This window comes from Cupriavidus sp. TMH.W2, assembly GCF_050847365.1.
Taxonomy (GTDB): domain Bacteria; phylum Pseudomonadota; class Gammaproteobacteria; order Burkholderiales; family Burkholderiaceae; genus Cupriavidus.
Genome location: NZ_CP193794.1, coordinates 223,445 through 248,190, shown reverse-complemented (window position 1 = coordinate 248,190; position 24,746 = coordinate 223,445). Strand labels below are relative to the sequence as shown.

Below are 24,746 nucleotides of genomic sequence, written 5' to 3'. Positions count from 1 at the left end.
TTATCCAACTTCGACAAGCTGCTTCGGGCATCGCGGTTTCTTCCAGTGCACAACGTTTTAGGATTTGCCCTCGTCCTTGGGGTCGAGCCACGGTCGCACTGGCTGCCGGGCGAGCCGCGACGCTCAATTGCGGCCCGCCACAGCGCGACGCCCTGCGGCTAGGTGGACCCAGAACAGCCCGCCAGTGGCGACGCCGCCGAGCCAGTGTAGCCACTCGGTCAGACTGCGCAGGCCCTCACCGTTGAAGCCATAGCCGGTGGCGACCAGCAGCGCGACGACCCCACCAAAGAGCCCGCCGAGTCCAGCGCGGCGGGTGGGAGTGGAAATGGAGATCGGACATCGGGTTGGTCGGGCGGGCGGAAAGTTGCTAGCCGGTTAGTTTGCCATCCCGATTGAGCAGCGTACAGGCGCCATACCGGGCCAGCAATGGATGGCGTGGCGCGCGGCAGACCAGGACCACCTTGGTCAGGGCATCGGCCAGCATGCACGAAAGTGCCAGCACGCTGGCGCCGGGTGCTGCCGGCAGCTCCAAGGGTCCACACCGATTGGAAATGCGCGGCGCCGTGCCGGGCCCCGGCGCCAGGCCGTCCACACTGGAATTCGCCAACGCCGCGTTATCGAGTTGCCACACCCATGGCGGTGCGTGCCGGCGCGGCTCGCGCAGCGGCGCCGACATGACGCATGTCGCCGCCCGCGTTGACAAGCGCGTAGCCAAAGCTCCGCAAGGCCGCGATGGCGCAATCCACCGCATAGCCCTTCGCAATACCACCCAGATCGAGCCGCACCGGCCGGTGCTTGTGTAGCTCCACGCCTTCGTGGGTCCAGGCGGGGCAGCCGGAAGGCGACGTCCGCGCCGGACTTCGCTCACAGTCGAAGTCACTCGCCACCTGCAACTCGGCCGCGACGGCGAGTACGGCGAGTACGGCGAGCGTGCGCGCATCCATCTCGACCGGTACGCCCACCGACGCGGCATTGAAACGACCAATATCGCTACCAGGTTCGTGGCAGCTCATCAGGCGCTGTATCTCTTCGATTTGGCCGAATGCCGCGCGCACCGCCTCGGCAGCGCCAGCGCCGCGTGCCTGGATCTCAACCAGCGTGCCCAACAAGGGGCGGGCGCGGCGACATTGCGCGAGATCGGCGACACGGACCACGATGCGCTCAGCCCTTCACCAGCGCCGGCTGCGCCATCACGGCAATGCGGAGGATACCGTCGGCGATATGGGTGCACGAAAAGTGGCGCCGCTGATGTTCTGGATATCCTCACCGATGCGCAGCGGGGACCGTGCAGACTTGCCAGTGAACTGGCTGCGCCACGGCTTGTTGCGAACCTCATAGCCGTGGTTTTCACGATAGGCCAGGATCTCCACATCGCGGATCTCGCCGGCCGGGCTCAGCGCAACCGCATAGTTGATCAGTCCGAACTTGCCGATCACGGCGTCGGCCACCACGTAACCAAGCAGCTTGCTGCCCTGCCGGGCCTGCCAGATCCGCCATGCGCCCATGCGCGGCGGCCCGCCCGTGCCTTCCGCGAGCTGTTTGAGCTGGTCCGGGTTGAGCGCGACTACCTGCGGCACGAACTCAGTGGCGTCGACGAACATCAGTTTCTGGCTGTCGGCCACGCTCATGTATTCCGCCGCGTGTACTTTGGTCACGACGAATCCGGCAGAGGCCGCCGCGGCGGCACAGACGAGAACGGTAGGAACAGACTGGTAGCGCATCGATGCTTCCTTTGTCCCCGGCAAATCGGCGCACGGTGAAGGCGCCGGTGTGCCGGGGCACGGCAGGCGAAAGGTCAGAAATAAAGGCCCAGGCCCAGGTCAAACCGGCTGAAATCGCGGTTGGTGCGGAAGCGCTGGTAATCGACCTTGAATACCACGTTCGGGTTCAGGTAGAAGTTCAGGCCGGCAGTCCAGACCGTATCGTTCGGATTGGGGAACCCCGCCGGCTGTGCCGAGAAGCCAGGGGCAATGCCTTCGTACTTGGCGCCCATGTTGTAGCGTTCATAGCGGGCGAACGGCACGGCACGATAGGTGCCGTGCTGCCACACATTGTAGGCAGCCTGCAGGTACCAGCCGTAGAACGACGCCGGCATCGGGTTGGCAGTGCCCGGGAACTGCGCGTTGACCTGGGCGGTATTGCTGATATGGCCCTGCGCATAAAGCGCGGACAGGTCCCACTTGCCGGGCGTCCAGCGTGTATGCGCTTCCCACAGCGTCGCGCGCTGACTGCTCGCGCCGGCAGCCGGGTTGGCATTGCCGGTGAAGACCGAGCCGCCCACCAGCAGCCCGGGCACGCCGCGATAGTTCAGCGAGACATACTGCGAGGCGTTCTTCGCATTGGCCAGGGCCATTTCCTGGTGGGTCGCCTGCATCGGCGCTACCTTGCTGTTCTGCAGTTCCAGCGCGGAATTGTAGAGTGGGGTCTGTGTCGTGAAATTCCACTTGGCCAGATCGAGCCCGGTGGTCAGGCCTACGTTCCAGTCGAGACCGATATCCGTATTGCCATGCAGGGCGAAACCGCCTTCGCGCCAAGTGGTGGGGATGATCAGGGTCTCGATGAAGTTGCGGGAAACGCCGTAGTAGGCGGTCGGCTCGTGATGTTCGTTCAGCAGGCCGACCGGCATCAGAAACAGGCCGGCGGTGACGCCGACCTTGGGGGTGAACATGTGGTCGACGTAGAACTGCTCCACCGCGAACTCGCCTGGATCGGACGATGAGGCGATCGCGTGCTCGACCTCGAACTCGGAGTTGAAGCGGGTCTTCTCATCGAAGCGATAGCCGAAGCCGAACACGGCGCGGCCCAGGTCTGCACGGGTGTCGTTGGTGTTGCGGCTGGGCCGCGAATAGTTGACTTCGCCGTAGGCGGACACGCTCAGGTTATCCAGCGGCGACGGTTTGGCGGCCACCTGCTGCAGGTTTTCCTGCGAGGCCTGCAACTGTGCGACCTGAGCAGTCTGGTCGGCCTGCTGCTTGGCCTGGGTCTGCTGCTGCGTCGCCAGCGCGGTGTTCTGTTCCTTCATGGCCTTGAGCTCGGCCTTGAGGGCATCGAGCTGGCTGGCCATATCGCTGATCTTGTGCTCGAGCTGCTGCACTACCGCAGGGCTGACATTCCCTTGTGCGGCAAGCGCAGGCGTCCCCACCGCGGCTAGCACCGCCGCGGCAATCATGGTTCGTTTCATCACTCTCTCCCTCCTGTTTATTTACTTTGCTTTGCAAGCGCAGCCGGTCCGGCGCGCGTGGCGGCCATGCTGACCGCGGTTGACTGGCACTGTGCCGGTACCTGGTAGGCCGCCGGATTGGCGGAATCGAACCCGTCGGTCACGGTGCACAGGAAGCGCACCAGATCGGCGATTACGCTATTGGTCAGAGTTGGGGCCAGGCTGGGAATGTAGGGCACTTCGGCCCCGTTGACATTGCCGCCATAGGCCGTGGGCAGGTCGTTGTAAGGGATGTCGGGGGTGCCGTCAGCCTTGACGTACCAGCGCGTGGGATCGGTATCGCGCGCGATGTACCACGTCACGGCTTCCTCCAGCGTGTCGAACACGCCGATGTGGAAGTACTGCGCGGTCAGCGCCATATTGCGCAGGGTCGGCACCTTTAAGGTGCCGCACAAACGCTTGCGGGTCGAGACATCGCTGCGCAACGGGCCACACAGGCCGAGGTCGTAGCAGTCATGGTTGGGCTCGCAGAGGGCGGCGCCATTCCTGGACATGTAGTCGAGCTTGTTGCCACCGGTATTGGCCGCGATCTTCCTGTTGCGCGGAATGCCAACGTTGTCATAGCTGAAGTCAGTGAACAGCGCCGCCGTGGTGGCGGTCGGCGTCGACGCATGGCAGGCCGTGCAGTTGCCCTTGGCCGGGTTGTTGAACAAGGCGAGGCCGTTGAGCTCTTGCGAAGTGAGCTGCGTGCTGCCCTTCAGATAGGCGTCGTACTTGCTGGGAAACTGGTGGAAGGACGGATCTTCCTTCTGATACCGGGCCAGCGCCTGGCCAATGTTATGCGGCGCCGTGGTGGCTTCTCCCACTGACGCCTTGCCGAACACCGCGGCGAACTCGACCAGGTAGGGACGCGTCAGCAACCGCGCCAGCACTTCGTCGGCCGAGGTGTTGGCCATCTCGAATGGCGTGGTGAAGGGCAATTCGGCCTGGCCCGCCAGCGAGGCCGCACGCCCATCGCGGAAGAATCCACCAACGGCGTTGCCATCGGCCTGGAAGCTGAAGGCGGGGGTGAATTGCGTGCACGTCAACGCAGGCGCATTGCGCAAGCCCGGCAGGTCCATGTTGAGGCCGCCCAGCGGCACGGCCAGCCCATTATCGGCGCCGTAAGCGCACCTCACCACATGGCAGGTCGCGCACAATTGCTTGCCGCAAGCCGACAGGGCCGTGTCGGAAAAGATCTTCTCCGAAAGTGGGCGGTCCGCCGGTGCCGCGTCGGTGTTCGCTGCGCCGCTGTCGCCGCCGCAGGCGGAAGGCAGCACAGCCCTAAAGCCCGCGGCGCCCAATCCGGCCAAGCGGCGCCCAACTGCCTCCCCTCGATGCCGCTGCGCGCGGCTGACTCTTGTTGTCATGTCCCTGGTGCGCGTGAAATGCGCGATGTTCCGTAATCGACGGGTCGTTTTCTTAGGGATCAAGAATACGAACGATTTGCGTTACGGATTATATTGAGGGGGACTGCCGGACGGTTAGCACTCCCACGCACCAAGGCGAGGTCAAGTGGAAAAGTGTTGCTTCCACGCACCAGTTAGCATCAATTTTGCACATTGATAATCGATATTGAAGACATTAGCGAACGTACAAGCACAGCCTTGAATGTCTTCCCTGATGAGCAACCATGATGAAGCCAGCAGCGCCTGGCGGAGCGCATGCAGCAGCAATTCACGGGCGCCACAGAGGAGGCGCGGGAAGAGGGTTGGCCGCTATTCGTGAATATCTGAAGCTTCAGATATTCCGTTGCCCGTCTTGAGCATCAGCTTGTTCACGTCACGCGCGGGCGCGACGAAACGGATCAGGCTGCGGAACTGGCCCGACTGCCGGTTGACGGCCGAGTACGCCTGCAGCACGTTGGCATCGGTCTGCTTGCCGTTGGTGGTGCAGCAGCGGAATGAGCAGCTTGTCAGCCAAGTCCGGCAGTTGTCGGCCGAAGCGGCGAACGCTCCCACAAGGAGTCACAAGGAGGGAGGGAGCCATCCGCCTCGACGCCACTGTCGCGGCGTAGGCGCTGGCAAGCCAGCGCAATGAGGCAACTCAGGTCCTGGCGGAAGCCAAGCGTGGCAGCGCACGCGAATTGAAGATCTGCGCGCCGCGCTTGTAGAACGAGAAGCGGCGGCACGGGCCGAGATCGACAAGGCCGAACGGTTGGAAGGCGCGCAGAAGCACGTCATGCTGCAAGCCAATGGGGCCAAGGAAGCGCAGCGGCGCGCGGAAACCACGCTCACGAAGGTACTCGGTGAGGGTCACCACCAGCGAGAACGGATTGCCTGGATTGCACACGGCGTCGCTCACCGCAAGGATGGTCTGGGACGATTAAGCTGAATTCTGGCGCATCTGCACTGTGGAGTATCCAATGCCTGCACGATCCCTCGCCTCTCTTTGTCGCTCATTCGCTCCTTGGGATATGTGCCGCTTCCGCAACCCGCGATGCTCCCCGAGCGGTTGTACTACATCTACTACATCCGGTGCATTCGAGGTTGGTCACTCAAGGAAGCAAGTCAAGCTCTCGGCGTCCATGAGGAGACATGTGGCTGGGAGCGGGGGGCGAATGCACCGCGGCTGATCAGCGACGTACTGGGCAGGCGTGCAATGCGGACCGCGAGGTCGTAACCCGTCCTCCCGAGGTCCGCCACGCGGTCTGATTTGCGCGCCTCTGAGGGAATAAGGATCGGCTTGGACGGCATCACGCCACAGCCGGTCCGGATGCCTGTAGAGTAGCGGCCATAAGAGCGGAACGAGAGAGGGTCCAGCATGCGTAGAGAAGTTCAGGCTGACGATATCGAACTGGGAACGCCGCTGAAGTCGGCGCTGGTCGATGAGTTGGGTTTTCCGGTTGCCGATGAGGACACGGTTTTCTATTCCGACAGAGAACGATTCCTCGTTTTGCGAGCTGGACGCTGTTTCTGGGCGGACGACATGGCGCCACTCAGGTCCGACGATCCGTCATCAACATGGCACGATCGCTATGGGCTTCTGGTCGGCACGCTGCTGCATGTCAAGCGCCCGGGCGAGGCGAATCGCGCAGCGGTCAGCCGGCTGATCGGCTTCAACGAAAGTGCGGCATTTATCGCCTGGCCTAGCCTCGCGGGAAAAGCCGCCGAGATCTCGGACGGCGAAACGTTGCTGTTTCGCGGTTTTACTGGTACCAGCATCCACAGCTTCTCTGCGCGCGTCCATGCGACGTCGCGCACGCCGTTTCCCTACTTGATGCTGAGCGATATCGCACACGTGGAAGCACGCGAAATGCGCGGGAGCATCCGTGTGCCGGTCAGGTTGGTCGGCAAGCTCTCCATAGACGATGAAAGCCTCCCGCCACAGACGGTGCTGATCACTGATCTGAGCATCGGCGGGGCGTCGGTCTCGACTGCAACGAGTTCGCTGGCCACACCGGGACGCCAGGTTCGCCTAGAATTCACGCTTCGTGCCGGCGGCATGAAATCGAAATTTTCCCTCGACGGCTGGACGCGCGAAGATCCCGATGCCCAGCCCTCGGAGCCGTTTCATAATGTCGGTGTCGCTTTTGACGGCTATGGGGAGCGCGAAGCGCTGCTGCTTCGCTTGTTTGTCCACGAGCAATTGCTCGAGAGCGCGACGATGAGGCCAGGGGGTATGCCGAAGTAACGATGCCCTTGCTCACGCCGAATCTGGGATCGAATTCCGGTGGAATAGGTCATCGAATTCACTTGGCCGCGCTCAGACGATCAATTCGGCGCTGCGGACGTTGTTACACCATCCCCAGCGTCAGCAACGCTTGACCAGCCATACTCTATAGCTTCCATCGCCACATATTTTTGCTTCGCCGACTGGAATGAGCGAAAGCCGGCTGCCAATCTATAACAAGCCAAAGAATCCGCATGCCCGCCCGCCGACTCGCCGTCGTTCTCTCTTCTAGACCCTCATTGTTCACGGCCGGCGCCGTGGTTATCGCGGCAATTATCTCTGTACTGGCAGCGGTCTCCTTGTACCAAATGCGTTCCGATGCGTTGTTGCGCGCGCGGGAGTCTTCGGAAAACATCGCATTGATCTTGGAGCACGACATCGCGCGAAACATTGAGGTGTACGACCTCTCGATGCAGGCAGTTATCGATGGCGTCAAGGCTCCTGAAGTCATGGCGCTACCACCCACAATCCGGCAATTGGTTTTGTTCGACAGGTCAAGCAACGCGCGCGACTTGGGCTCGCTGCTCGTCACGGATGCCACTGGGCACGTTATTCTCGATTCCCGTTTTGCCCCGGCGCGATCGGTCCAAATTGGTGATCGAGACTACTTTCTGATCCACAAGGATCAAAGCGATTCCGGGCTCTTTATCAGCAAACCGTTCACGCCTCGTACCCAGGGAGCGGATACAACGATTGGTCTAAGTCGGCGCCTTGCCGACCTTGATGGAAAGTTCTCCGGGATTGTTGTTGGCACGCTCCGAATCAACTACTTCAAGCGCCTGTTTGAAGGTGTCAATGTTGGGCCCGGCGGTGTGATTACGCTTGCAAATGATGACGGCACGATCTACATGCGACGCCCTTATAGTGCTCGTGTGGTTGGCTCCAACGTGTCCAAGAGCGTCAACTTTGACCGCGCCAAACAGGCGAAGGCGGATTGGTTTGTCTCAGTCTCATCCATCGACGGTGTCGAACGGCTCTATACGTACCGACATGTCGGTGATTATCCGCTGATCATGTCGGTTGGTCTTGCCACTAGCGACATCTACAAAGACTGGCGCAAGCGCGCCTGGGTGATCGGCGGCATCGTTGTCATGTTCGACGCGCTTATGCTAATCGTATCCATTTCCTTTGCAGAACAGTTGCGGCGGCGCCTGGAGACTGAGCATCAGCTCAAGGTGCTCGCCAATACCGACGGGCTTACGGACTTGGCAACGCGACGAACCCTTGATAGCGCACTTGACACTGAGTGGCGGCGGGCCAGCCGACATCATCAACCGCTTGCTATCCTCATGATCGATGTCGACGAATTCAAGCTGTTCAACGACCGATACGGTCACACGGCGGGTGACGCAGCACTGAGGATGGTGGCGCGTTGCGTGAGGGAAAATATTCGGCGTCCGGGTGACGTCGCTGGTCGATATGGCGGCGAGGAATTTTGCGTGCTGCTTCCGAACACGGATCTTGTCGGAGCGCTTATGGTCGCCGATAAGATACGGGCGTCGGTCGAGGCGCAAAACGAGCCACACGCCTTCAGCGAACACGGTCGGGTGACGGTCAGTATTGGGGTCAGCGTCCATTCTGGGGACACCCGTGATGGGGATTCGGCGGCCGGCTATCTGCATAGAGCAGACGAAAATCTGTATGCGGCCAAGGCCGCAGGCCGGAATTGCGTCTTTCCGCGTGATCGGCACCGAGCCAGTGAGCCTGATTGCCGCGCCACGCCGGAAATTGCCAGCCACGCTATCGATGGCAAGGGTGATGCACGAACCTTGGGGGCTTGACCCGATGCCGCACATCATCATCGAGTACACTGCCAACGTTGAGGACGAGGCGCGCATCCCCGAGCTAATGCGTGTGGTCAGCGACGCGCTGATGGCGCATGCGGACGTGTTCCCGCCCGGTGGCATCCGCACGCGGGCGCTGCGGCTGGATCAGTACCGCATGGCAGACGGCATCGAGGACGACGCCTTCATCCACGCGACCTTGCGCGTCAAGGCGGGCCGCCCGAAAGTGATAACAGGGCAGGTCTGCGCCGAGCTGTTTGCCGCGATGCGCGCGCACCTGGCGGATCTGTTCGCGCGCCGCTATCTCGGGCTGACACTGGAACTGGTGGAGTTCGACACGCACGGCTTTCATGTCGAGAACAACGTGCATGCGCGTTTTGCTGGTGCCATGGAGCCGCGTTAGCAGGCGATCAATCAAGCGCGCGCAGTAGCCACTTCATTAGACGACTTCCTGTTGTGGGGACGATTTCATCAGCATCGCTGCTTCTGACTGCGCCAGCGCATGAGCATGGCTATACGTCGCAATATTCGTGAGCGCCCGACGAACCCTCTTGACCGCGTTATGCAGCGAGGGCAGAAGCGGCCCAGCGATGGGTGCAGGAGTTCAGCGATGTCGGCGGTGTTCTGGGTTGGCAGTCGCGTGAGCACGTCTTTCAGGTAGGCGTAGGGATCATGCCCGTTGAGCTTGGCCGATTATGGATCAGGCTCATGATGGCAGCCGCACGCTGGCCCGCGCGCAGCGAGCCAGCAAACAACCAGTTGCTCACGAGCCATACCACTACCTCGTCGCAGTGTTCAAGGCCTTGCCGGTGGCGCAAACCGCAGATGACTACGAAGCCTTGCTGCCTTGGCGCTTAACGACGCCCATTAGCTGACGCAAGCCATCAGCACACCCGTCACCGCGCCGCAAGTACCGTCCTCAAAGGATCGCTTACGACTCTCGTCAAGCCGATTCACAATGGGCGCGTTCACGACGGACTTCCCATCGCCGACTGGAGGTAGTTTTGGAGCCCCACCTTCTTGACCAATTCGAGTTGCGTCGTCAGCCAGTCAATATGGGTTTCCGTATCATCGAGAATATCTTCCACGATTTCTCGCGACACGTAGTCACCAACGGACTCAAAGTACTTGATTGCCTCCTTGCAATCAGCCTGCGAAGCCAATTCAAGTTTCAAGTCACCACCCAGCATCTCTTCGGTATTCTCCCCCACAAGGAGCTTGCCGAGGTCTTGTAGATTTGGCAGGCCATCGAGCAGCAAGATACGCTCAATAAGCTTGTCTGCATGCTTCATCTCTTCGATGGATTCCTCGTACTCGTGCTTTCCGAGTTCGCTCAGACCCCAGTGTCTGTACATGCGCGCGTGCAGGAAGTACTGGTTAATCGCCGTTAGTTCATTCTTGAGTTGACCATTGAGGAGCTGGATAACCTTCTTATCAGCCTTCATGATATTTACCCCGCCTAACTGAGCCTAACTGTTCCCCGGGAGTGAACGCCCTGCAATTGGTAGGGTAATATTCCACCTGAAAACTTCAAGACTTTCTCAATGAAAATTATGCGTATCGCAAATACGTATGGTTTTAATTTCCATTCAACATCCTCCCACCGAACACAGAATTCCGCACGGGTACCGTACTCGGGTCAGCGAAATTCAGAAAGGCTTCAGGAGGCGCTCAATTACCTAGGCAGGCCTCGACGCCCGCGAGCAAGGTGGTTCCAGAACAGCAAGCCGAGCATTACGCCTACGGTCCAGTGGACCCATTCCGATAGCGAACGAAGCCCCTCGCCGTTGAAGTAGTAAAGACCATAACCGGTCAGGACCAGCGCAGCTACGGCGCTGGCGAAACTTACCCCGGCAAACCGATTGCGGCGCTGCTTCCACGCGCAAGATATGTGTGAAGACCAAATAGCGCCGAGCAGAAACATCGAAGCGAAGGCCGCAGCCCCATGGAGCTTCATGCTCCATTCTCGCCAAGGGGCAAATGCCACCCCGCCGGCATCAAGAAAGCGCAAAGCAAGCCACATGAGTCCAGTGACAAGCAATATGCCAAACGCGCCATAGAGCGACCACCGTCTTTTGCGAGGAATCTGCAACGTCGCGGAGGGCGATCTCGAGGGCAGCGTAGAGTTCGGCATTGCTTGGCCTAGACTTCGCGCTAGCATGCTCGTCTGCCAGCAACATCAGGGGGCATTTGTACGCTCATCTGCGGCCTCCGCAGGCGCCAAAAGCCAGATAGCACTGTCGCCAGACTGCCGAAGGTCATCGGCTCTGCATACGCACAAGTAGATGGGAGGCTGATTTGCACTCGCATTGCAGAACACTCGCGTGGACCGAGAATTGTGTTCATTTCTTTTCAGGAGGCGCTGAATCCTTTCGGCCTGAAAGCAACGCAAATCCAAGAAATGCCAGCGGGGCGAGGACCAGGCTATAGCTCAACCACGCACCGTAGATGCCGTCAGGGCCGTATGGCTCTGTCATGTCGTGCCAGTACCGATTGTCGACAAATGGCAGTGCGCCAGCCTCCGAAAACTCGTGCAGGGCATAGATGGCGAGCTGCACCGAGAACAGCACCATGAACACAGCGGTTACCTGGAAAAACAACGACAAGTTCACCCGCCGCCCGTACTTGCTCCACGCCCAGGCAAGGATGCCCGCACAAGCCAGGCCAAGTACGCCGCCAAGGGCGAGATGCCCTGTGCCAGCGCCGGCGGCAAGCGACGCAATCATGGTGGCTGCCTCCACGCCCTCGCGGCCCACCATCAGCAGCACAAAGGCGAAGACGGTAAGCCAAGGGCCAAGGGTCTTCTTCTCGGGCACCTGTGCAAGCCGGCCACGGATTTGGCCGGCCATTGCCTTGCCATGTCGGAGCATGTGCCAGGTGCAGGAGATGACCAAGGCGCCTGCCAGCAGCGCGAGCCACCCTTCTGCCTGCGCACTGATGCCTCCGACCCGAAACAGAGCGATGCCAAGGGCTGCTGATCCAAGCAGTGCCGCAACGATGCCGCCCTTTGCGGCGCTGATGAGATGGTCGCGGCCTGTCTTTTGCAAGAACGCAAGCGTAATCGCGGCGATGAGGAAGGCCTCAACCCCTTCCCGGAACGTAATCATTAGTATCGAGAACATGGGCAGGCTCTTCTTTTTGCACCAAACAAGAACGCGAATTGTTCTCAACAATATAGCCACTTCCGCGAGACATTCCAGCGGTTTACGCTCTGAAGGGTGACGGCTCCGGGATTGCGCACCAAAATATTACAAGCCATTACAAAGCCAACAGGTATTTTGAACGACTAGACACATAATGGCTCGACCCTGGCCCGACATGAGCACAAAGGGCCTGCATCGGCGAACGATGTGCGCGGGAGTTCCTCTCCAGGGCAAATTGCAAGGGGCAGCGAGCAAAGAAGATGAGCCACACGGCCTCGCATGTTCCTTGAAGATCGCGTGGCGACTAACAATACTGCGAAGAAACTAGGCCAACGTGCCCCCGGGGAAGTGAATTCGCAGGTTCCGGTCTGGCACCCCAGCAAGGGTGAGCCGACTCATCATCCTCGATGGAAAAGTGCCGTGGCCGGCAAGCAAGGGGGTGGATGGCATGCGTGTTCTGGTCGTGGAGGATGACAGAAAGATCGGCTCGTTTGTCAGCCAGGCGCTGCAGCAGGCCGGCTTCGCAATCGACTACGCGGCGGATGGCGCAAGCGGGCTGGATCTGGCGCTCTCCACCCGGTACGACGCGGCCGTTGTTGACATCATGCTACCCCGCTTGGACGGGCTGTCGCTTATCGAGACACTGCGCCGCCAAAAGGTTGCCACTCCGGTCATCATCCTCAGTGCCAAACGCTCGGTCGACGACCGTGTCAAAGGCCTGCAGACAGGGGGCGACGACTACCTGACAAAGCCCTTTGCGCTGGCCGAACTGCTCGCGCGTGTCTTCGCGCTGATCCGTCGTGCCACCGGGGCCGTGGAACCGGCCCGGCTGATCGTGGGTGACCTGATTCTTGACCTGCCGGCCCGCGAGGTAAGACGGCAGGGACAAAAACTCGAACTGCAGCCGCGCGAGTTTTCCCTACTCGAATACCTGATGCGCAACGTAAGCCGACCCGTATCCAAGACAATGATCCTGGAGCACATCTGGGATTACAGCTTCTGCCCCCAGACCAACGTTGTCGACGTGCTGGTCTGTCGCCTGCGCAACAAGGTCGATCGTGACTTTCCCGTGAAGATGATTCATACCATCCGGGGAGTGGGATATGTTCTCAAGGGTCCCTGACTTCTTCCGCAAAGGGCTCGGCGTTCGGATCGCGCTCTGGTACTCGGTATTCTTCATCCTCAGCACCCTTTCGCTGTTTGCGCTCGCCTATGCCCTGCTGGCTTCCTCGCTGCGACAGCATGATCGCGACAGCATTGAGCAGCGGCTTCACCAACTGGCAGCCGAGTATCAAGCAGAGGACCTCGCCGGACTGAAGAAAGAGCTCGCCCTTGAGGCGAGGCTGCGAAAGACGAAGCCCTTTTTCATTCGCATTGCCGGACCCGCCAATTCCACGGTGTTCCTCGAGATTCCCGACCAGTGGGCAGAGTACGACCTGAACCGCCTGGAACACGCGCCGATGGCCGACCCCGGTACCTGGATCCAGTTGCGGGCAAATGACGACGAGGCCGTGCTGGAGATCGCCAGCGCCCGCCTGCCCGACGGGGGACTCCTGCAAGTCGGCAAGAGCACCGAGGAGCGTGACAGCGTCCTGGAGCGCTTTGGATGGATCGTCGCGGGTGTCATGTTTCCGATGGCGATCGTCGGCGTGCTCGGCGGGGCATTCCTCGCGCGGCGGGCCCTACGGCCGATTCGCCAGCTCATCCAGACCGTGCACGCGATCAAGTCTGGGGCAATGGAGGCGCGAGTGTCGCTGCGCGCGACCGGCGACGAGCTGGACGAACTGGGGACGCTCTTCAACGGCATGCTGGACCAGATTGCGATCCTGATCCAGGGCATGCGCGAAGCGATTGATAACGTCGCGCATGATTTGCGCACGCCGCTGGCGCGCCTGCGCGGCATCGCCGAAATCGCCCTGCGGTCGGACGGCGAGCCGGCCATTTGCCGGGACGCGCTAGCCGACTGCGTGGAGGAATCGGACCAATTGCTCCGGATGTTGAACACCCTGATGGACATTGCCGAGGCGGAAACCGGGACGCTCAAATTGCACCTGGAGCCTGTCAGCATCCCGATCCTCCTGGCCGATGCGGTTGATCTCTACCAGCAAGTTGCCGAGGAGAAAGCGATCACGGTCTCGATCAGCGCGCCACCGTCGGTCTGGTTGACCGCAGACCGTGCCCGTCTTCGCCAGGTCATGGCGAATCTGCTGGATAACGCCATCAAATACACTCCAGCGGGCGGGCGCATCGAGGTGGAAGCCTTTGCCCGGCAAAATGCGATCGTGATCCGCGTCTCGGACACCGGCATCGGCATGACGGCCGATGAGCTGCCGAAAATCTGGGATCGTCTATACCGCGGTGACCGCAGCCGCTCGCAGCGCGGCCTGGGGCTGGGACTGAGCCTGGTGAAGGCCGTCGTCGCGGCGCACAAAGGCCAGGTCGAGGCATCGAGCCAGCCCGAGGTCGGCTCCATCTTCACACTCACGCTTCCCCGCGTCGGCACCGACGACAGCCCGCGTCGTTCCGACGATCCGCCAATCCTTACCAAGCTGTAATGTTCCGGAAAGGTGCCGGCAAGCTTCGGCGACCAAAGTGGTCTCTGTGAGCAGCCGACTGATTTCCCGCGCAGCAGCACGACGCCGCGCACGCAGTTCGCATCGAGTCGGACTCGCAACGCAAGCGGTTCACTCAAGAGGTATCGGCCATGAACGGGAAGCAATGCATCAGCGTGGTACTGGGCGCGTTCACGCTGGGAGCCGGGCTGGTTGGCAGCGCCGACGCGGCTGGCAATGGGAAAACGCAGTCCCCCGCCTATCAGTCCAGCATCCGGGTGCCGGACCAGGCAAATGGAGAGCGGGGAGAGGCAGCCCGCCTCGCCTCACTGGCCAAGATCGACGCGACCCGGGCGATCTCGGCCGCTCAGGCCAAGGTATCCGGGACCGTGCTCAGGGTTGCCCTCGACAACGAGAACGGCAATCTCGTGTACAGCGTGGAGATCAAGACTGCCACTAATGAGATCCAGGACGTGAAGGTCGACGCTGGCAACGGCGCGGTCCTGCACGTGGATGCAGGCGGCGACGAAGGTGAAGACGAGGATTAGCCGCCACCGATGGGTGCTCTCGCGTCCGCCGCCAGATGGTCAGCGCCGGGTTGCCGGGCACCGACTTGGGACCTTTGCGAGAACGTCAAACGACTTGGCTCGATGAAAGGAATCGAAATGAAAACACTACTTTCCATCCTCATTGCGGCTGCGTTTTCGGCCGTCACGGTCTCTGCCCTAGCCGCCGATACGGGGGCGTCGGGAGCCGCTGCTGACGCCGCCAAGACGCAAACCGCCAAGCCCGCGAAGAAGTACCAAGGAGAGACTAAGAAGCGTGAAAGGAAGGAGGAAAGCATGGAGAACAAGAGGCATGAAATGAAGGAAACCAAGCAGCAGGAAATGAAAGAGAAATGAGACCGTCACCACGACCTGCGACTGCCACCTGTGGCCGCGTAGTCGGGAGGCCATGCGTCGGCTGCCTATGGAAGGCTGATCCATAGCATCGGCGCGGATGAGATTGCCGATTCGCCGTCGGCTTGCCGCGAGTTGGGAATCGAATGCGGGAGCGCGATTTGGTGGGTCACACCCCAGTGATGCCAAGGGCGACCATTGCACGTGTCCCAGTGCCCGGTCGCCCCCCAGAACGAGCCCCCATGTTATGGATATCGCAGGCTTGATTCAGAACTACGGCTACCTCGCGGTCGCTGTGGGCACTTTTTTGGAAGGGGAAACCATTCTTCTCATGGCAGGCGTTGCCGCGTATCGAGGTCATCTCACGTTGCCGACGGTGATCATGATTGGCACGATTGCCAGCTTCTTCGGTGATCAGCTCTACTTCTACGTCGGCCGACGATACGGGACCGCACTCCTGAAGCGATTTCCGTCCGTGCAAACTCGCGCCGCGCGCGCCAAGGCGCTGCTGGAGCGGCATCACCTTCCGCTGATCCTGTCCATCCGATTCCTGTATGGCCTGCGCATCGCCGGGCCGATCGCGATTGGGATGAGCGAGGTTCCCTGGCTCCGATTTCTCGTGCTCAACTTGATGGGGGCAGTCGTCTGGGCCATCGTCATTGCCGGGGCGGGCTACGGCTTCGGACAGGCTCTGGCGTATGTGCTAGGGGGTTTTGATAGTGACGAAGCCTGGATGCTAGCCGCGATCTTGCTCTCGGGAGCGCTGTGGTGGCTGGTCGCACGTCGCCGACGCTGGACGCGCCTTGGCAAGAGATAGCCTCCCTCACCATGCGGCGAAAACGAGTAGGCAAGCTGCGAAAGGATGCCATGTGAATCCTCGTGTCGGCGCTCAAGCCATGCAACCCATGCGTCGTGCGGACCGGTGCGGGCAACCTATCCCGCCATCGGCGCTAACCAGCATGCGCGAAAGGCCCGCCACGTGAACCAGGCCCGATCAGGAAAAGGAGACACCATGCCGCACCGAGTCAAGCAATACCCGCGCATCGCCGCCATGGCCATCGTTGCGTTGGCAACCCTGATCGGCAGCGCTCCAATGGTGGGCACCCCAGCCATGGCCACGGAACGACCCGCCGCACCGGAGAAAAATCCGCCCGGTGACATCCCCGACAACCAGGTCTTCGTGACCTATACGTCGCCATTGGGCTTCTCGCTCAAGGTGCCAGAGGGTTGGGCGCGCACGGAGCGGCCCGATGGGGCAGGCTTTGCGGACAAATACAACGCGGTCTCCGTCACCGTGGCATCGGCTTCCGCGGCGCCTACCGCCGAGAATGCAGCCGCGCACTTGGTCAAGGTCGGGCGTGCGGTCAAGATTGAGGCCATCAGGAACGTGGTGCTTCGATCCGGTCCGGCGCTCCTGATCGTCTACAGCTCGAATTCCGAACCGAACCCGGTCACGAACAAGCCGTTGCGCCTGGAGAGCCATCGTTATCTGATCTACCGGGGCGGCAAGTTAGCCATCCTCGACCTCTCTGCACCGCTCGGAGCCGACAATGCCGACCAATGGAAATTCATGTCGAATTCATTCCAGTGGCGCCGAAGTGCGGCCGTTGGAATCCTTTGAACTCTACCGTTTTTACCATAGCGGCGACGACGAGACCGCGGCGTTGCGCGGCGTGTCGCTGCGACTCCACGCCGGGGAATTCGTCGCCCTGACTGGGCCGTCCGGGAGCGGAAAGTCCACGCTCCTGGCCTGCCTCGCCGGGCTGGATGAGCCGGATGGCGGGCATGTCGAGGTGATGGGGTGCCGTATGTCGCAGCGGCCAGAAGCCGCCCGCGCCGCCTTGCGGGCGCGGCACATCGGCATTCTGATGCAATCGGGGAACCTGTTTGAACACCTCACGGTCGAGGCCAATATGCGGCTGCCGATGGCACTGGCCCAGCGATCCGATCCGCGCACCATCGACCGCCTGCTGGAGGTGATGGACCTCACCCGGCAACGCCGCGCACATCCCTCGCAACTGTCGGGCGGTGAGGCGGCGCGCGCGGGGCTGGCGGTTGCCTTGTCGACGAATCCCAGGGTACTGCTGGCGGACGAACCCACGGCGGAAGTGGACGCAGCCACCGAAGCCGTTATCCTGACCCACTTGATGGAACGATGCCGCGGCGGGGCGGCGGTCTTGATCGCCACCCATAGCAAGGGGCTCGCGGCGAATGCCGACCGTCTGCTCGGCATTCGCGATGGGCGGATCACTGATGCCTGACACCCTGATCGAGGCCCAATCGGTTGGCCGGCGCTACCCACAAGGCAGGCTATCCATTGCTGCGGTCGCCTCCGCGACATTCCGCTTGTGCGCGCAAGACAGGGTGGCGCTGGTCGGCCGGTCCGGCAGCGGCAAGTCGACCCTGTTGCACCTCATGGCCGGGCTCGACGTGCCAACGAGCGGCGCACTCAGATGGCCCGCGCTTGGCGCCGCCAAGACCCTCCTGCCCGAGAAGATTTCGCTGGTGTTTCAGACGCCGAGCTTGCTGGAGCCGTTGACAGTCAGTGAGAACGTCGCGTTGCCGCTGCTCATGGCCAAGGCGCAAGGCGACATCGGCAGGGCGGTGGCGGACGCGCTCGCCACCTTCGGTCTTGCGGATCTGGCCCACAAACTGCCCGAAGCGCTTTCCGGTGGCCAGATGCAACGGGTCGCCATGGCACGGGCGATTGTCGGTAAGCCAAGCGTGATCCTGGCCGACGAACCGACTGGCCAACTGGATCAGCCAACCGGCCGTGCCTTGCTTGATGCCCTGCTTGCCCATCTGGCCGGTACGGCAACGGCACTCGTCATCGCCACCCATGATCCGGCGGTCGCCGCGCGGATGGACAAGATCTGGCACATGCAGCGCGGCACACTGATTGCCGCCGGTAACACGGCGAGGAGCCTATGATCACGCTTTGGCTTTTCGGGCTCATGGCGGAGCGTAAGGGTCGCCTGGCGGGTGCTGCGGCAGGCATTGCGCTCACCGTCGCGTTGCTGGCCTCGCTTGGCGCATTTCTGGCGCAGAGCACCGCTTCCATGACGCGCCGGGCCATCGCGGGGGTGCCGGTAGACTGGCAGGTGCAACTGGTCCCCGGGACGGACGTCCAGGCGGTAGCTGGCGCCATTGGCGAAGCCACGGCAGTTTCGCGGCTGCAAACGGTCGGCTATGCCGAGGCGGACGGTTTCGACGCCCATACCGGCGCCACCGTGCAGACCACCGGCAAAGGCAAGGTGGTCGGCTTCCATGCGACCTATGTCCACGATTATCCGGCGCAGTTCCGCACGCTGCTCGGCAGCCCGGATGGCGTGCTCGTTGCACAGCAAACGGCGGCCAACTTGCATGTGACGGTCGGCGACACGGTGACCATTCATCGGGTCGGCCTGGCGCCGGCCGATATCAGGGTCGCCGGGATTGTCGATCTGCCACATGCCGATTCAATGTTTCAGGCCGTCGGCGTTCCGGCTGGGGCAGCACCGCAAGCGCCGCCGGATAACGTCCTGCTGATGCCCATTGATGCGTGGCACGGCGTCTTTGACCCGCAGGCGGCGATCCGGCCGGATTCAGTCCGCGTTCAACTGCATGTCCGACTCTTGCATGACCAGCTTCCGGGCGATCCGCAGGCAGCTTTCGCAGCGGTGCACGGTGCGGCAAGGAACCTGGAGGCACGCATCGCGGGCAACGGGATCATGGCCGACAATCTGGCGGCGCGGCTCGACGCGGTACGCGCTGACGCGCTGTACGCCAGGGTGCTGTTTCTGTTCCTCGGCGCACCGGGGGCCCTGCTGGCGGCCTTCCTGACGCTGGCGGTGGTGGCATCCGGTGCCGGCCGGCGCCGGCGCGATCAGGCGCTGTTGCGAATTCGTGGGGCCTCGCGCGCGCAAATCCTCAAGCTGGCGGCGGCCGAAGCTGCGTGCGTTGGCGTTGGCGGCACGACGGCCGGATTGCTCCTTGCCACACTCTTGTCCGAGGTGCTGCTCGACTTTCGCATGTTCGCCGCGTCTGCCATCGGCTGGATCGCCGCTGCCGTCGTGGTCGGCGTCCTCCTTGCCCCGGCCGCCATGCTCGCGATGGCATGGGTCGATGCCAGCCAGACCACCGTCGCTGCGGCGCGGATGACAATCGGTCATGAACGGCCCCGACTCTGGCAACGCGGCGGACTCGATTTCATGCTCCTTGCCCTGTCCGCCATCGTCTTCTGGAGCACATGGCGCACCGGCTACCAGGTGGTGCTGGCCCCCGAAGGCACCCCGTCCTCCTCGGTCGACTACCCGGCCTTTCTCGCGCCGGTTTTGCTATGGCTGGGCCTTGGGTTGCTGACGATCAGGTTGTGCGTGGCCGGCCTTGATCGCGGTCGTGGACGCCTGACCATGTGGCTGGCTCCTCTGGCCGGGTCCTTGGCAGGCGTCGTTGCCGCGGCCCTCAGCCGGCAGCGCAGACGCATCACGCAGGGGGTGGCCTTGGTTGCGCTGTCCTTCACTTTCGCGACCTCGACCGCCGTGTTCAACACGACCTACAACGCGCAGGCGCGCATTGACGCCGAACTCACGAACGGCGCCGATGTGGCGGTCACCGGTACGTCGCAGACGCCCGCGTCAGCCAGGCTCAAGGAACTCGCAGCCTTGCCCGGCGTGAGCGCCGCCCAACCGATGCAGCACCGGCTTGCCTACGTTGGCACGGATTTGCAGGACCTATATGGGATCGATGCCACCCACCTTGCGACAGCGACAAGAATGTCGGACGCTTATTTTGAGGGCCGAAATGCCAGAACAACGCTGGATCTGCTCGCGCGTACCCCCGACGGCATTCTGGTATCGGAAGAGACCATCAGGGATTTCCAGCTCCGTCCCGGCGACGAGCTCAACCTGCGGCTGCAGAGCGCGATAGACCATCAGTATCACGTCGTCAAATTTCATTTCATCGGTGCTGTGCGCGAGTTCCCAACGGCACCGCGCGACTCCTTCCTGGTGGCCAATGCGAGCTACGTTGGGCGTCAGACAGGTTTGGACGCTTCCGAAATCGTCTTGCTGAAGACATCCGTGACACCGGCACAGGTCGCCTTCGCCGCGCGGGCCGTTGTTGCCGGATTGCCGGGGGTCAAGGTGACCGACGTTGGTCAGGCTCAGCGCGTCATCGGATCCAGCCTGACGGCGGTGGACCTTGATGGGCTGACGCGCCTGGAGCTCGATTTCGCCGTGCTCATGGTGGCCGGCGCAACCGGCCTTGTCCTCGCCCTCGGGCTGGCCGACCGGCGGCGCACCTTCGCCATTCTTTCCGCCCTGGGTGCGACACCCGCGCAGCTCGGTGCCTTTCTGTGGAGCGAAGCGCTACTACTGTTTCTTGCGGGAACGACCATTGGCACACTGAGCGGATTTGCGCTTGCTTGGATGCTGGTCAAGCTCTTGACCGGGGTGTTCGATCCCCCGCCCGAGCTTCTCAGTGTGCCGTGGCTCTACTTGGGTGCCCTGGTGGTCGTGGCCTTGCTCGCGGTCGTGTGCGCCGTGATGGGCGCCCTCTGGCAGACGCGCATCCCAGCGGTGCAACGGATACGCGAGCTTTGACCTTTCAGGCCTGAGGGGGGCGGCTGGGAGCCATGAAGGCTTTGCCAACAGAGGCTTACGCAATCGAGTGGTTTAACCGAGCTCGCCATCATGTTAGTCGTTATCGTGGCAGCGCAGGCGCTCCACTGGCAGTACCATTGGATGGGAACGCGGTGATCGAGCAGCGCTGTGTGACCTGTCACTCCGCGCAGCCGATGCAAGTGGGCTTCGTGCAATCGCAGAAATGGGGGGCTGCAAAGCAATGAACAGATCAGCGCACAAGCAGCCAAGCTGGCTGAGACGGCGGGCAATCGCGACATGCCCATCGTTAAGCTGACGCAAATGACTGACGCGGGGCGCACCCTGAGCGCGCCCTAGTTTGCCCTCGGCGCCAAGACCCATTGAGGGAGAGGAGACAGGCATGGCTAGTTCAAACGCGACGGTGACCGTGACCGGCGTTCACCCCGTCGATCAGAGGCTGCCGGGCGGCAAGCTCTTCGCGCTTGGCCTGCAACACGTTCTCGTCATGTACGCCGGCGCGGTAGCCGTGCCGCTGATCATGGGCGCCGCACTCAAGCTGCCCAAGGAACAGATTGCGCTCTTGATTAACGCGGATCGAGGGTCGGCCGGTATTCGTAAATATCTGAAGCTTCAGATATTCACGAATCCCGGCCGACCCTCTACTTGGTGTTCGCCAATGCCTGCTATGCTGGCAGCGATCCTCAGGCCCCGGTCGTGCAGTCATGAATGGGGGTCGACACAGATTTGAGCGCCGAGTCACGCCACACCCGTCGCGACGTGGGCGGGGACGTCAATTGATAGACTGACAACTGCGACCTTGAGTGTTGATCGTCCAGTCGTAGGAAATGAACTCGATTTCCATGCCTGCAGGAAGCGTCAGCGGCGCATAGCGGTTGATGTAGGCAAGCAACGTGGGGCTCCGCTTCAGAAAGTCGTCCTTGTAGAAACTGAGGATCGACGAGACTCGGACGGTGCCTCCCACCAGATCGACTTGAAGGTTCCGCGGCTCGTTGAAGAAACGCCGTGCGGCCTCCTCAAGTTGGGCGTCAAGATGTTCGCCAGAGAATGGCTGATTGGGCAGGCGAGGACAGCCGATCACCATGCAGTTCAGCGCAAAATGGACACGTTCATCCCCCATGGGACGGATCACGCTGTTTTCATAAGTGTAGAGCGTCATGGCCTTTCCACCGATCGTAAAGCGCCTGCCCCCGAAGAACCGGAGCCGCATTAGCCATCCCAACTCCTTTGGCATGCCGGAGACGAGGACGTTGTACATCGCGAGCGCGTTATAGGAATTGATGTAGTAGGCAAGCACCGCACTGCGCGTCGGGAACGCTGCCGGCATGTTCTGCGGACTCACGCGCCCGAGATAGTCGACGTAAGCGCGCAAATCGGCCGGGTTCTTGGCCAGTCCGCAGAAATCCACCTGTCCATGATCATTCACGTACCGGTGCAGTACGCGCGCCCAGTACACGTCGGGGTCAGACTCTCCGGCCTGCGCGGCGACTGGCCCCACCCAAGCCGCCGTTAGCGTCATGCAAACGACGAGGAGTGAATTGCGCGGTATCCTGGGGTACATAGCAGAGCTTGAGGGCAATCTTCACGCTATTGAAGTGAGCGTCGGGGCGACCGGTTGCGAGCGCGGTTGACATGTATCCCCGTTGCTCGCAGCGGCCTCGCTTGTCTCGGTGCCGGTCAGTGGGTTCCAAGACAGCGACGACGTGCCGCGATGAAATCGGATGGGCCGCAGAATGAAGGCGTCGCGCCTGGCATTGTGCAAGCACATGGACATAGGGCCGTCGGCGGTAATGACCTTGAACGCGCAGGCTTCAATCCGGTCCGCTTCCAGTTTCGACGCATCCATAAAATTGTGGATGACGAATGAGAGGGTGTGCACGCGGCCCCGACTCCTGACGAGGTCCTCCCGCATTGCCCAGGCCTTTCGCGTCAGCCACCGCATGACCGGCGCCCAAAAGACGGGGTGTCCGCATAGCCAATACGCCAGCCGGCGAGCGGTCGCGGTGGGGCGGGTTCGGTCAAACACGACACCAGCCGTAGCGCGCTGCAGGGCAGCCACAAGTTGCAAGTCGTCAAACGCATTGTAGAGGTTACCGTTCGCCGCCAGGCACATCCCATAGCGACTACAGGAAGGATGCCCGATCAGGGAGGCCGAGAACTGGAGCGGCGTCCCCGCCCCGCGCTCAATCTGGGCTGCGGCGGTTTCGGGGGTAATTGCCTGGCCCCGCGCACCTTGCACACCCCGGCCGATGTCAGCCTGCAACTGGAACGACGCCGTGCGGATTCTCCCCGCCTGACCCCGAAAATACGCGACGACGGCCGGAATCTCGTCGAAGTTTCCGTCATGAACCGTCGTGTTGAACATCACCGACAGGGGCAGTCCGGCGGCTCGCTCCAGATAGCGCTGGCGAAGAGCATTCAAGTCAGCTTCCGTCTGGTAACCCCGTCTTTGCTGGGTGGTATCGACATGGAAGGCGACGTCCGCCAGCCCGGCGGCCGCTAATTCGCCAAGTAGGGCCCGGGTCGCCCGAATGCCATTGGTCATCAGCGTGGCACGCATGCCCAACGCATGGATCCTGCGCACGATGGCGAGCAGCTCGTCGCGCTTGCGTAAGGTCGGCTCACCGCCGGTGACCTGGACGTCGGTGTTTATCCCATAGGCGTTGAAGATGCTCTCCACTCGGGCCATCACCTGGTCGAGGGGGATATCCTTGACCGCCTCCGAGTTTTCGGAGAGGTAGCACAGCGTGCAGTCCAGATTGCAGCGCTGCGTGATCTCCAGCGCGACGCAGCCGATCGGCCATCGCTGACCCATCTGCTGGTTAGGTTGCGCGAGCCCTTGTTTGGCCATCACGGCCCGCGCGCGCGCCAAGGCGTCGGCGGGAGATGGCGGCCACGGCTCAGCGCCGTGCGCATCGATTTCCGCTCTGGACATGTATGGCATGACGCATCTCCCTTGGCGCAATCCGCTCGCGTTCCCCTTCCCCCGGACGCTGCCGCACCGCGGCGCGGATTTCGACACATTCGGAACCTCTCCGGTCATACTAGGCCCGCAAGAGTTGCAGCAGCGCCCGCTTTTCTGCGGGAACGGCCCCCTCCGGGGTAAGTACCGCATCGCATAGCGCGTGGCGACAGGAACAAGCGTCGTGGTCGGGCAAGCCTGTCGACAGGATCTGGGTCAAAATCTGCTTGGCCCTGCCGACACTCGCCCCATAGCGGGCGATCACCGCCGCCACGGTGACATGTTGCGCGGGATCCTCCAGCCAGCAGTCATAGTCGGTGACGATACCCAAGGTGCAGTAGCAGATTTGGGCCTCTCTGGCGAGGAAGACTTCCGGCACGTTCGTCATGCCCACGACATCGCAGGCCATCGCATTGCGCAGGAAATGGCTCTCGGCGCGTGTGCCCAGACGCGGGCCGTCGACACAGCCGTAAGTCACTTTGGCATGCGCGGGCAGTCGCAGATCCCTGATGGTCGCTTCGAGTGTCGAGGCGAGCCGGCTACAAGTGGGCTCGGCCGAGGAAACGTGCGCGGCCAGCCCGTCCCCGAAAAAGGTCTTGGCGCGGTTGCCGCGCACCCAGTCCACATATTGGGTCGGGATGGTGAAGTCGCCGGGCGCAATCTCCTGGCGCAGGCTACCGACGGCGGACAGGCCAATGATCTGGCGGACCCCGAGTGCCTTCAAGGCGTAGATATTGGCACGGTAGTTGACCTCGTGCGGAAGCAGTTCATGTTGCCTACCATGGCGGGGCAGGAACATGACCTCCGTGGCGCCAAGACGGCCATGGAGCACAGGCGCCGATGGCGCGCCAAATGGCGTGTCGACCAGGTGCTCGTTGATCACGCTGAGCCCGTCGATGGCATAGATTCCGGTTCCGCCAATAATGCCTAGCATG

General features: G+C 61.9%; 23 protein-coding genes and 4 pseudogenes. 14 read left to right on the top strand and 13 right to left on the bottom strand.

Features of this window, described 5'->3' with window-relative positions; genetic code table 11:
* Positions 1-367: 367 nt before the first annotated feature.
* The 7 genes and pseudogenes from ACREYQ_RS31020 to ACREYQ_RS30990 all read right to left on the bottom strand — a co-directional run bounded on the left by ACREYQ_RS31020 (position 368) and on the right by ACREYQ_RS30990 (position 5,503).
* Positions 368-532 (bottom strand): hypothetical protein, encoded by a 165-nt coding sequence (locus tag ACREYQ_RS31020; protein ID WP_432262733.1) that lies wholly within the window; start codon positions 530-532, stop codon positions 368-370.
* An 82-nt stretch (positions 533-614) separates the two neighbouring features.
* Positions 615-1,154 (bottom strand): FAD:protein FMN transferase, encoded by a 540-nt coding sequence (locus tag ACREYQ_RS31015; RefSeq protein ID WP_432262732.1) that lies wholly within the window; start codon positions 1,152-1,154, stop codon positions 615-617.
* A gap of 7 nt (positions 1,155-1,161) precedes the next feature.
* Positions 1,162-1,721 (bottom strand): annotated as a pseudogene (locus tag ACREYQ_RS31010) (FMN-binding protein).
* 74 nt (positions 1,722-1,795) lie between these two features.
* Positions 1,796-3,181, bottom strand: coding sequence for a porin (locus tag ACREYQ_RS31005; RefSeq protein ID WP_432262731.1), 1,386 nt, complete (start codon positions 3,179-3,181; stop codon positions 1,796-1,798).
* A 17-nt stretch (positions 3,182-3,198) separates the two neighbouring features.
* Positions 3,199-4,479 (bottom strand): cytochrome-c peroxidase, encoded by a 1,281-nt coding sequence (locus ACREYQ_RS31000; protein ID WP_432262730.1) that lies wholly within the window; start codon positions 4,477-4,479, stop codon positions 3,199-3,201.
* 438 nt (positions 4,480-4,917) lie between these two features.
* Entirely contained in the window at positions 4,918-5,160 is a 243-nt protein-coding gene (locus tag ACREYQ_RS30995) for a hypothetical protein (RefSeq protein WP_432262729.1), read from the bottom strand.
* Between the two features lie 85 nt (positions 5,161-5,245).
* Positions 5,246-5,503, bottom strand: a complete 258-nt coding sequence (locus tag ACREYQ_RS30990) for a hypothetical protein (RefSeq protein ID WP_432262728.1) — start codon at positions 5,501-5,503, stop codon at positions 5,246-5,248.
* 459 nt (positions 5,504-5,962) lie between these two features.
* Between ACREYQ_RS30990 and ACREYQ_RS30985 the strand changes: the two genes are divergently transcribed.
* The 3 genes from ACREYQ_RS30985 (at position 5,963) to ACREYQ_RS30975 (ending at position 9,058) form a co-directional block, all read left to right on the top strand.
* Positions 5,963-6,832, top strand: coding sequence for a flagellar brake domain-containing protein (locus tag ACREYQ_RS30985; protein WP_432262727.1), 870 nt, complete (start codon positions 5,963-5,965; stop codon positions 6,830-6,832).
* Positions 6,833-7,065: 233 nt separating this feature from the next.
* Positions 7,066-8,652: a sensor domain-containing diguanylate cyclase gene (locus ACREYQ_RS30980; protein WP_432262726.1), complete on the top strand. Its 1,587-nt coding sequence runs from the start codon at positions 7,066-7,068 to the stop codon at positions 8,650-8,652.
* Positions 8,653-8,656: 4 nt separating this feature from the next.
* Positions 8,657-9,058: a 5-carboxymethyl-2-hydroxymuconate Delta-isomerase gene (locus ACREYQ_RS30975; RefSeq protein ID WP_432263081.1), complete on the top strand. Its 402-nt coding sequence runs from the start codon at positions 8,657-8,659 to the stop codon at positions 9,056-9,058.
* A 157-nt stretch (positions 9,059-9,215) separates the two neighbouring features.
* On the opposite strand, the pseudogene ACREYQ_RS30970 reads toward ACREYQ_RS30975, so the two are convergent.
* A pseudogene (locus ACREYQ_RS30970) lies at positions 9,216-9,416 on the bottom strand (transposase domain-containing protein); the annotation flags it as partial.
* 6 nt (positions 9,417-9,422) lie between these two features.
* Here ACREYQ_RS30970 and ACREYQ_RS30965 point away from each other — a divergent pair.
* Positions 9,423-9,530, top strand: a pseudogene (locus ACREYQ_RS30965) (transposase domain-containing protein); the annotation flags it as partial.
* A 93-nt stretch (positions 9,531-9,623) separates the two neighbouring features.
* On the opposite strand, the gene bfr reads toward ACREYQ_RS30965, so the two are convergent.
* Positions 9,624-10,100: a bacterioferritin gene (bfr, locus tag ACREYQ_RS30960; protein WP_432262725.1), complete on the bottom strand. Its 477-nt coding sequence runs from the start codon at positions 10,098-10,100 to the stop codon at positions 9,624-9,626.
* An 897-nt stretch (positions 10,101-10,997) separates the two neighbouring features.
* Positions 10,998-11,777: an FTR1 family iron permease gene (locus ACREYQ_RS30955; RefSeq protein WP_432262724.1), complete on the bottom strand. Its 780-nt coding sequence runs from the start codon at positions 11,775-11,777 to the stop codon at positions 10,998-11,000.
* 469 nt (positions 11,778-12,246) lie between these two features.
* On the opposite strand from ACREYQ_RS30955, the gene ACREYQ_RS30950 reads away from it, so the two are divergent.
* The 10 genes and pseudogenes from ACREYQ_RS30950 to ACREYQ_RS30905 form a co-directional block, all read left to right on the top strand.
* The gene (locus ACREYQ_RS30950) at positions 12,247-12,921 is read left to right on the top strand and encodes a response regulator transcription factor (protein ID WP_432263080.1); all 675 of its coding nucleotides are present in this window, start codon (positions 12,247-12,249) and stop codon (positions 12,919-12,921) included.
* Positions 12,902-14,353 carry a sensor histidine kinase gene (locus ACREYQ_RS30945; RefSeq protein ID WP_432262723.1) on the top strand — a complete coding sequence of 484 codons (1,452 nt, stop codon included), beginning with the start codon at positions 12,902-12,904 and terminating at the stop codon, positions 14,351-14,353. Before ACREYQ_RS30950 ends, ACREYQ_RS30945 begins: the two co-directional genes overlap by 20 nt.
* 149 nt (positions 14,354-14,502) lie before the next feature.
* Complete coding sequence (locus ACREYQ_RS30940) at positions 14,503-14,898, top strand: PepSY domain-containing protein (RefSeq protein ID WP_432262722.1); 396 nt, start codon at positions 14,503-14,505, stop codon at positions 14,896-14,898.
* 117 nt (positions 14,899-15,015) lie between these two features.
* Positions 15,016-15,252 (top strand): hypothetical protein, encoded by a 237-nt coding sequence (locus ACREYQ_RS30935; RefSeq protein WP_432262721.1) that lies wholly within the window; start codon positions 15,016-15,018, stop codon positions 15,250-15,252.
* Between the two features lie 244 nt (positions 15,253-15,496).
* Positions 15,497-16,066, top strand: coding sequence for a DedA family protein (locus ACREYQ_RS30930; RefSeq protein WP_432262720.1), 570 nt, complete (start codon positions 15,497-15,499; stop codon positions 16,064-16,066).
* Between the two features lie 195 nt (positions 16,067-16,261).
* On the top strand, positions 16,262-16,870 hold the full coding sequence (locus ACREYQ_RS30925) for a hypothetical protein (protein WP_432262719.1): 609 nt from the start codon (positions 16,262-16,264) through the stop codon (positions 16,868-16,870).
* Positions 16,848-17,510 (top strand): ABC transporter ATP-binding protein, encoded by a 663-nt coding sequence (locus ACREYQ_RS30920; RefSeq protein ID WP_432263079.1) that lies wholly within the window; start codon positions 16,848-16,850, stop codon positions 17,508-17,510. The genes ACREYQ_RS30925 and ACREYQ_RS30920 overlap by 23 nt, the downstream gene beginning before the upstream one ends.
* Positions 17,503-18,180, top strand: a complete 678-nt coding sequence (locus tag ACREYQ_RS30915) for an ABC transporter ATP-binding protein (RefSeq protein WP_432262718.1) — start codon at positions 17,503-17,505, stop codon at positions 18,178-18,180. The genes ACREYQ_RS30920 and ACREYQ_RS30915 overlap by 8 nt, the downstream gene beginning before the upstream one ends.
* The gene (locus ACREYQ_RS30910) at positions 18,177-20,831 is read left to right on the top strand and encodes an FtsX-like permease family protein (RefSeq protein ID WP_432262717.1); all 2,655 of its coding nucleotides are present in this window, start codon (positions 18,177-18,179) and stop codon (positions 20,829-20,831) included. The genes ACREYQ_RS30915 and ACREYQ_RS30910 overlap by 4 nt, the downstream gene beginning before the upstream one ends.
* A 400-nt stretch (positions 20,832-21,231) precedes the next feature.
* Positions 21,232-21,444 (top strand): annotated as a pseudogene (locus tag ACREYQ_RS30905) (solute carrier family 23 protein); the annotation flags it as partial.
* Positions 21,445-21,621: 177 nt separating this feature from the next.
* Here ACREYQ_RS30905 and ACREYQ_RS30900 read toward each other — a convergent pair.
* The 3 genes from ACREYQ_RS30900 to mtnP all read right to left on the bottom strand — a co-directional run bounded on the left by ACREYQ_RS30900 (position 21,622) and on the right by mtnP (position 24,745).
* Positions 21,622-22,347, bottom strand: coding sequence for a DUF547 domain-containing protein (locus ACREYQ_RS30900; protein ID WP_432262716.1), 726 nt, complete (start codon positions 22,345-22,347; stop codon positions 21,622-21,624).
* Positions 22,348-22,431: 84 nt separating this feature from the next.
* Positions 22,432-23,793: a radical SAM protein gene (locus ACREYQ_RS30895; RefSeq protein ID WP_195429191.1), complete on the bottom strand. Its 1,362-nt coding sequence runs from the start codon at positions 23,791-23,793 to the stop codon at positions 22,432-22,434.
* A 100-nt stretch (positions 23,794-23,893) separates the two neighbouring features.
* Complete coding sequence (gene mtnP / locus ACREYQ_RS30890; protein ID WP_195429181.1) at positions 23,894-24,745, bottom strand: S-methyl-5'-thioadenosine phosphorylase; 852 nt, start codon at positions 24,743-24,745, stop codon at positions 23,894-23,896.
* Between the last annotated feature and the right edge of the window lies 1 nt (position 24,746).

Bases quoted from the DNA above. Each gene is read 5' to 3' on its own strand.
- ACREYQ_RS30895 (WP_195429191.1), bottom strand. From the start codon at position 23,793: ATGCCATACATGTCCAGAGCGGAAATCGATGCGCACGGCGCTGAGCCG.
- ACREYQ_RS31005 (WP_432262731.1), bottom strand. From the start codon at position 3,181: ATGAAACGAACCATGATTGCCGCGGCGGTGCTAGCCGCGGTGGGGACG.
- mtnP (WP_195429181.1), bottom strand. From the start codon at position 24,745: ATGCTAGGCATTATTGGCGGAACCGGAATCTATGCCATCGACGGGCTC.
- ACREYQ_RS30985 (WP_432262727.1), top strand. From the start codon at position 5,963: ATGCGTAGAGAAGTTCAGGCTGACGATATCGAACTGGGAACGCCGCTG.
- ACREYQ_RS30980 (WP_432262726.1), top strand. From the start codon at position 7,066: ATGCCCGCCCGCCGACTCGCCGTCGTTCTCTCTTCTAGACCCTCATTG.
- ACREYQ_RS30910 (WP_432262717.1), top strand. From the start codon at position 18,177: ATGATCACGCTTTGGCTTTTCGGGCTCATGGCGGAGCGTAAGGGTCGC.
- ACREYQ_RS30925 (WP_432262719.1), top strand. From the start codon at position 16,262: ATGCCGCACCGAGTCAAGCAATACCCGCGCATCGCCGCCATGGCCATC.
- ACREYQ_RS30930 (WP_432262720.1), top strand. From the start codon at position 15,497: ATGGATATCGCAGGCTTGATTCAGAACTACGGCTACCTCGCGGTCGCT.
- ACREYQ_RS30940 (WP_432262722.1), top strand. From the start codon at position 14,503: ATGAACGGGAAGCAATGCATCAGCGTGGTACTGGGCGCGTTCACGCTG.
- ACREYQ_RS30945 (WP_432262723.1), top strand. From the start codon at position 12,902: ATGTTCTCAAGGGTCCCTGACTTCTTCCGCAAAGGGCTCGGCGTTCGG.
- ACREYQ_RS30950 (WP_432263080.1), top strand. From the start codon at position 12,247: ATGCGTGTTCTGGTCGTGGAGGATGACAGAAAGATCGGCTCGTTTGTC.
- ACREYQ_RS30935 (WP_432262721.1), top strand. From the start codon at position 15,016: ATGAAAACACTACTTTCCATCCTCATTGCGGCTGCGTTTTCGGCCGTC.
- ACREYQ_RS30915 (WP_432262718.1), top strand. From the start codon at position 17,503: ATGCCTGACACCCTGATCGAGGCCCAATCGGTTGGCCGGCGCTACCCA.
- ACREYQ_RS30975 (WP_432263081.1), top strand. From the start codon at position 8,657: ATGCCGCACATCATCATCGAGTACACTGCCAACGTTGAGGACGAGGCG.
- ACREYQ_RS30955 (WP_432262724.1), bottom strand. From the start codon at position 11,777: ATGTTCTCGATACTAATGATTACGTTCCGGGAAGGGGTTGAGGCCTTC.
- bfr (WP_432262725.1), bottom strand. From the start codon at position 10,100: ATGAAGGCTGATAAGAAGGTTATCCAGCTCCTCAATGGTCAACTCAAG.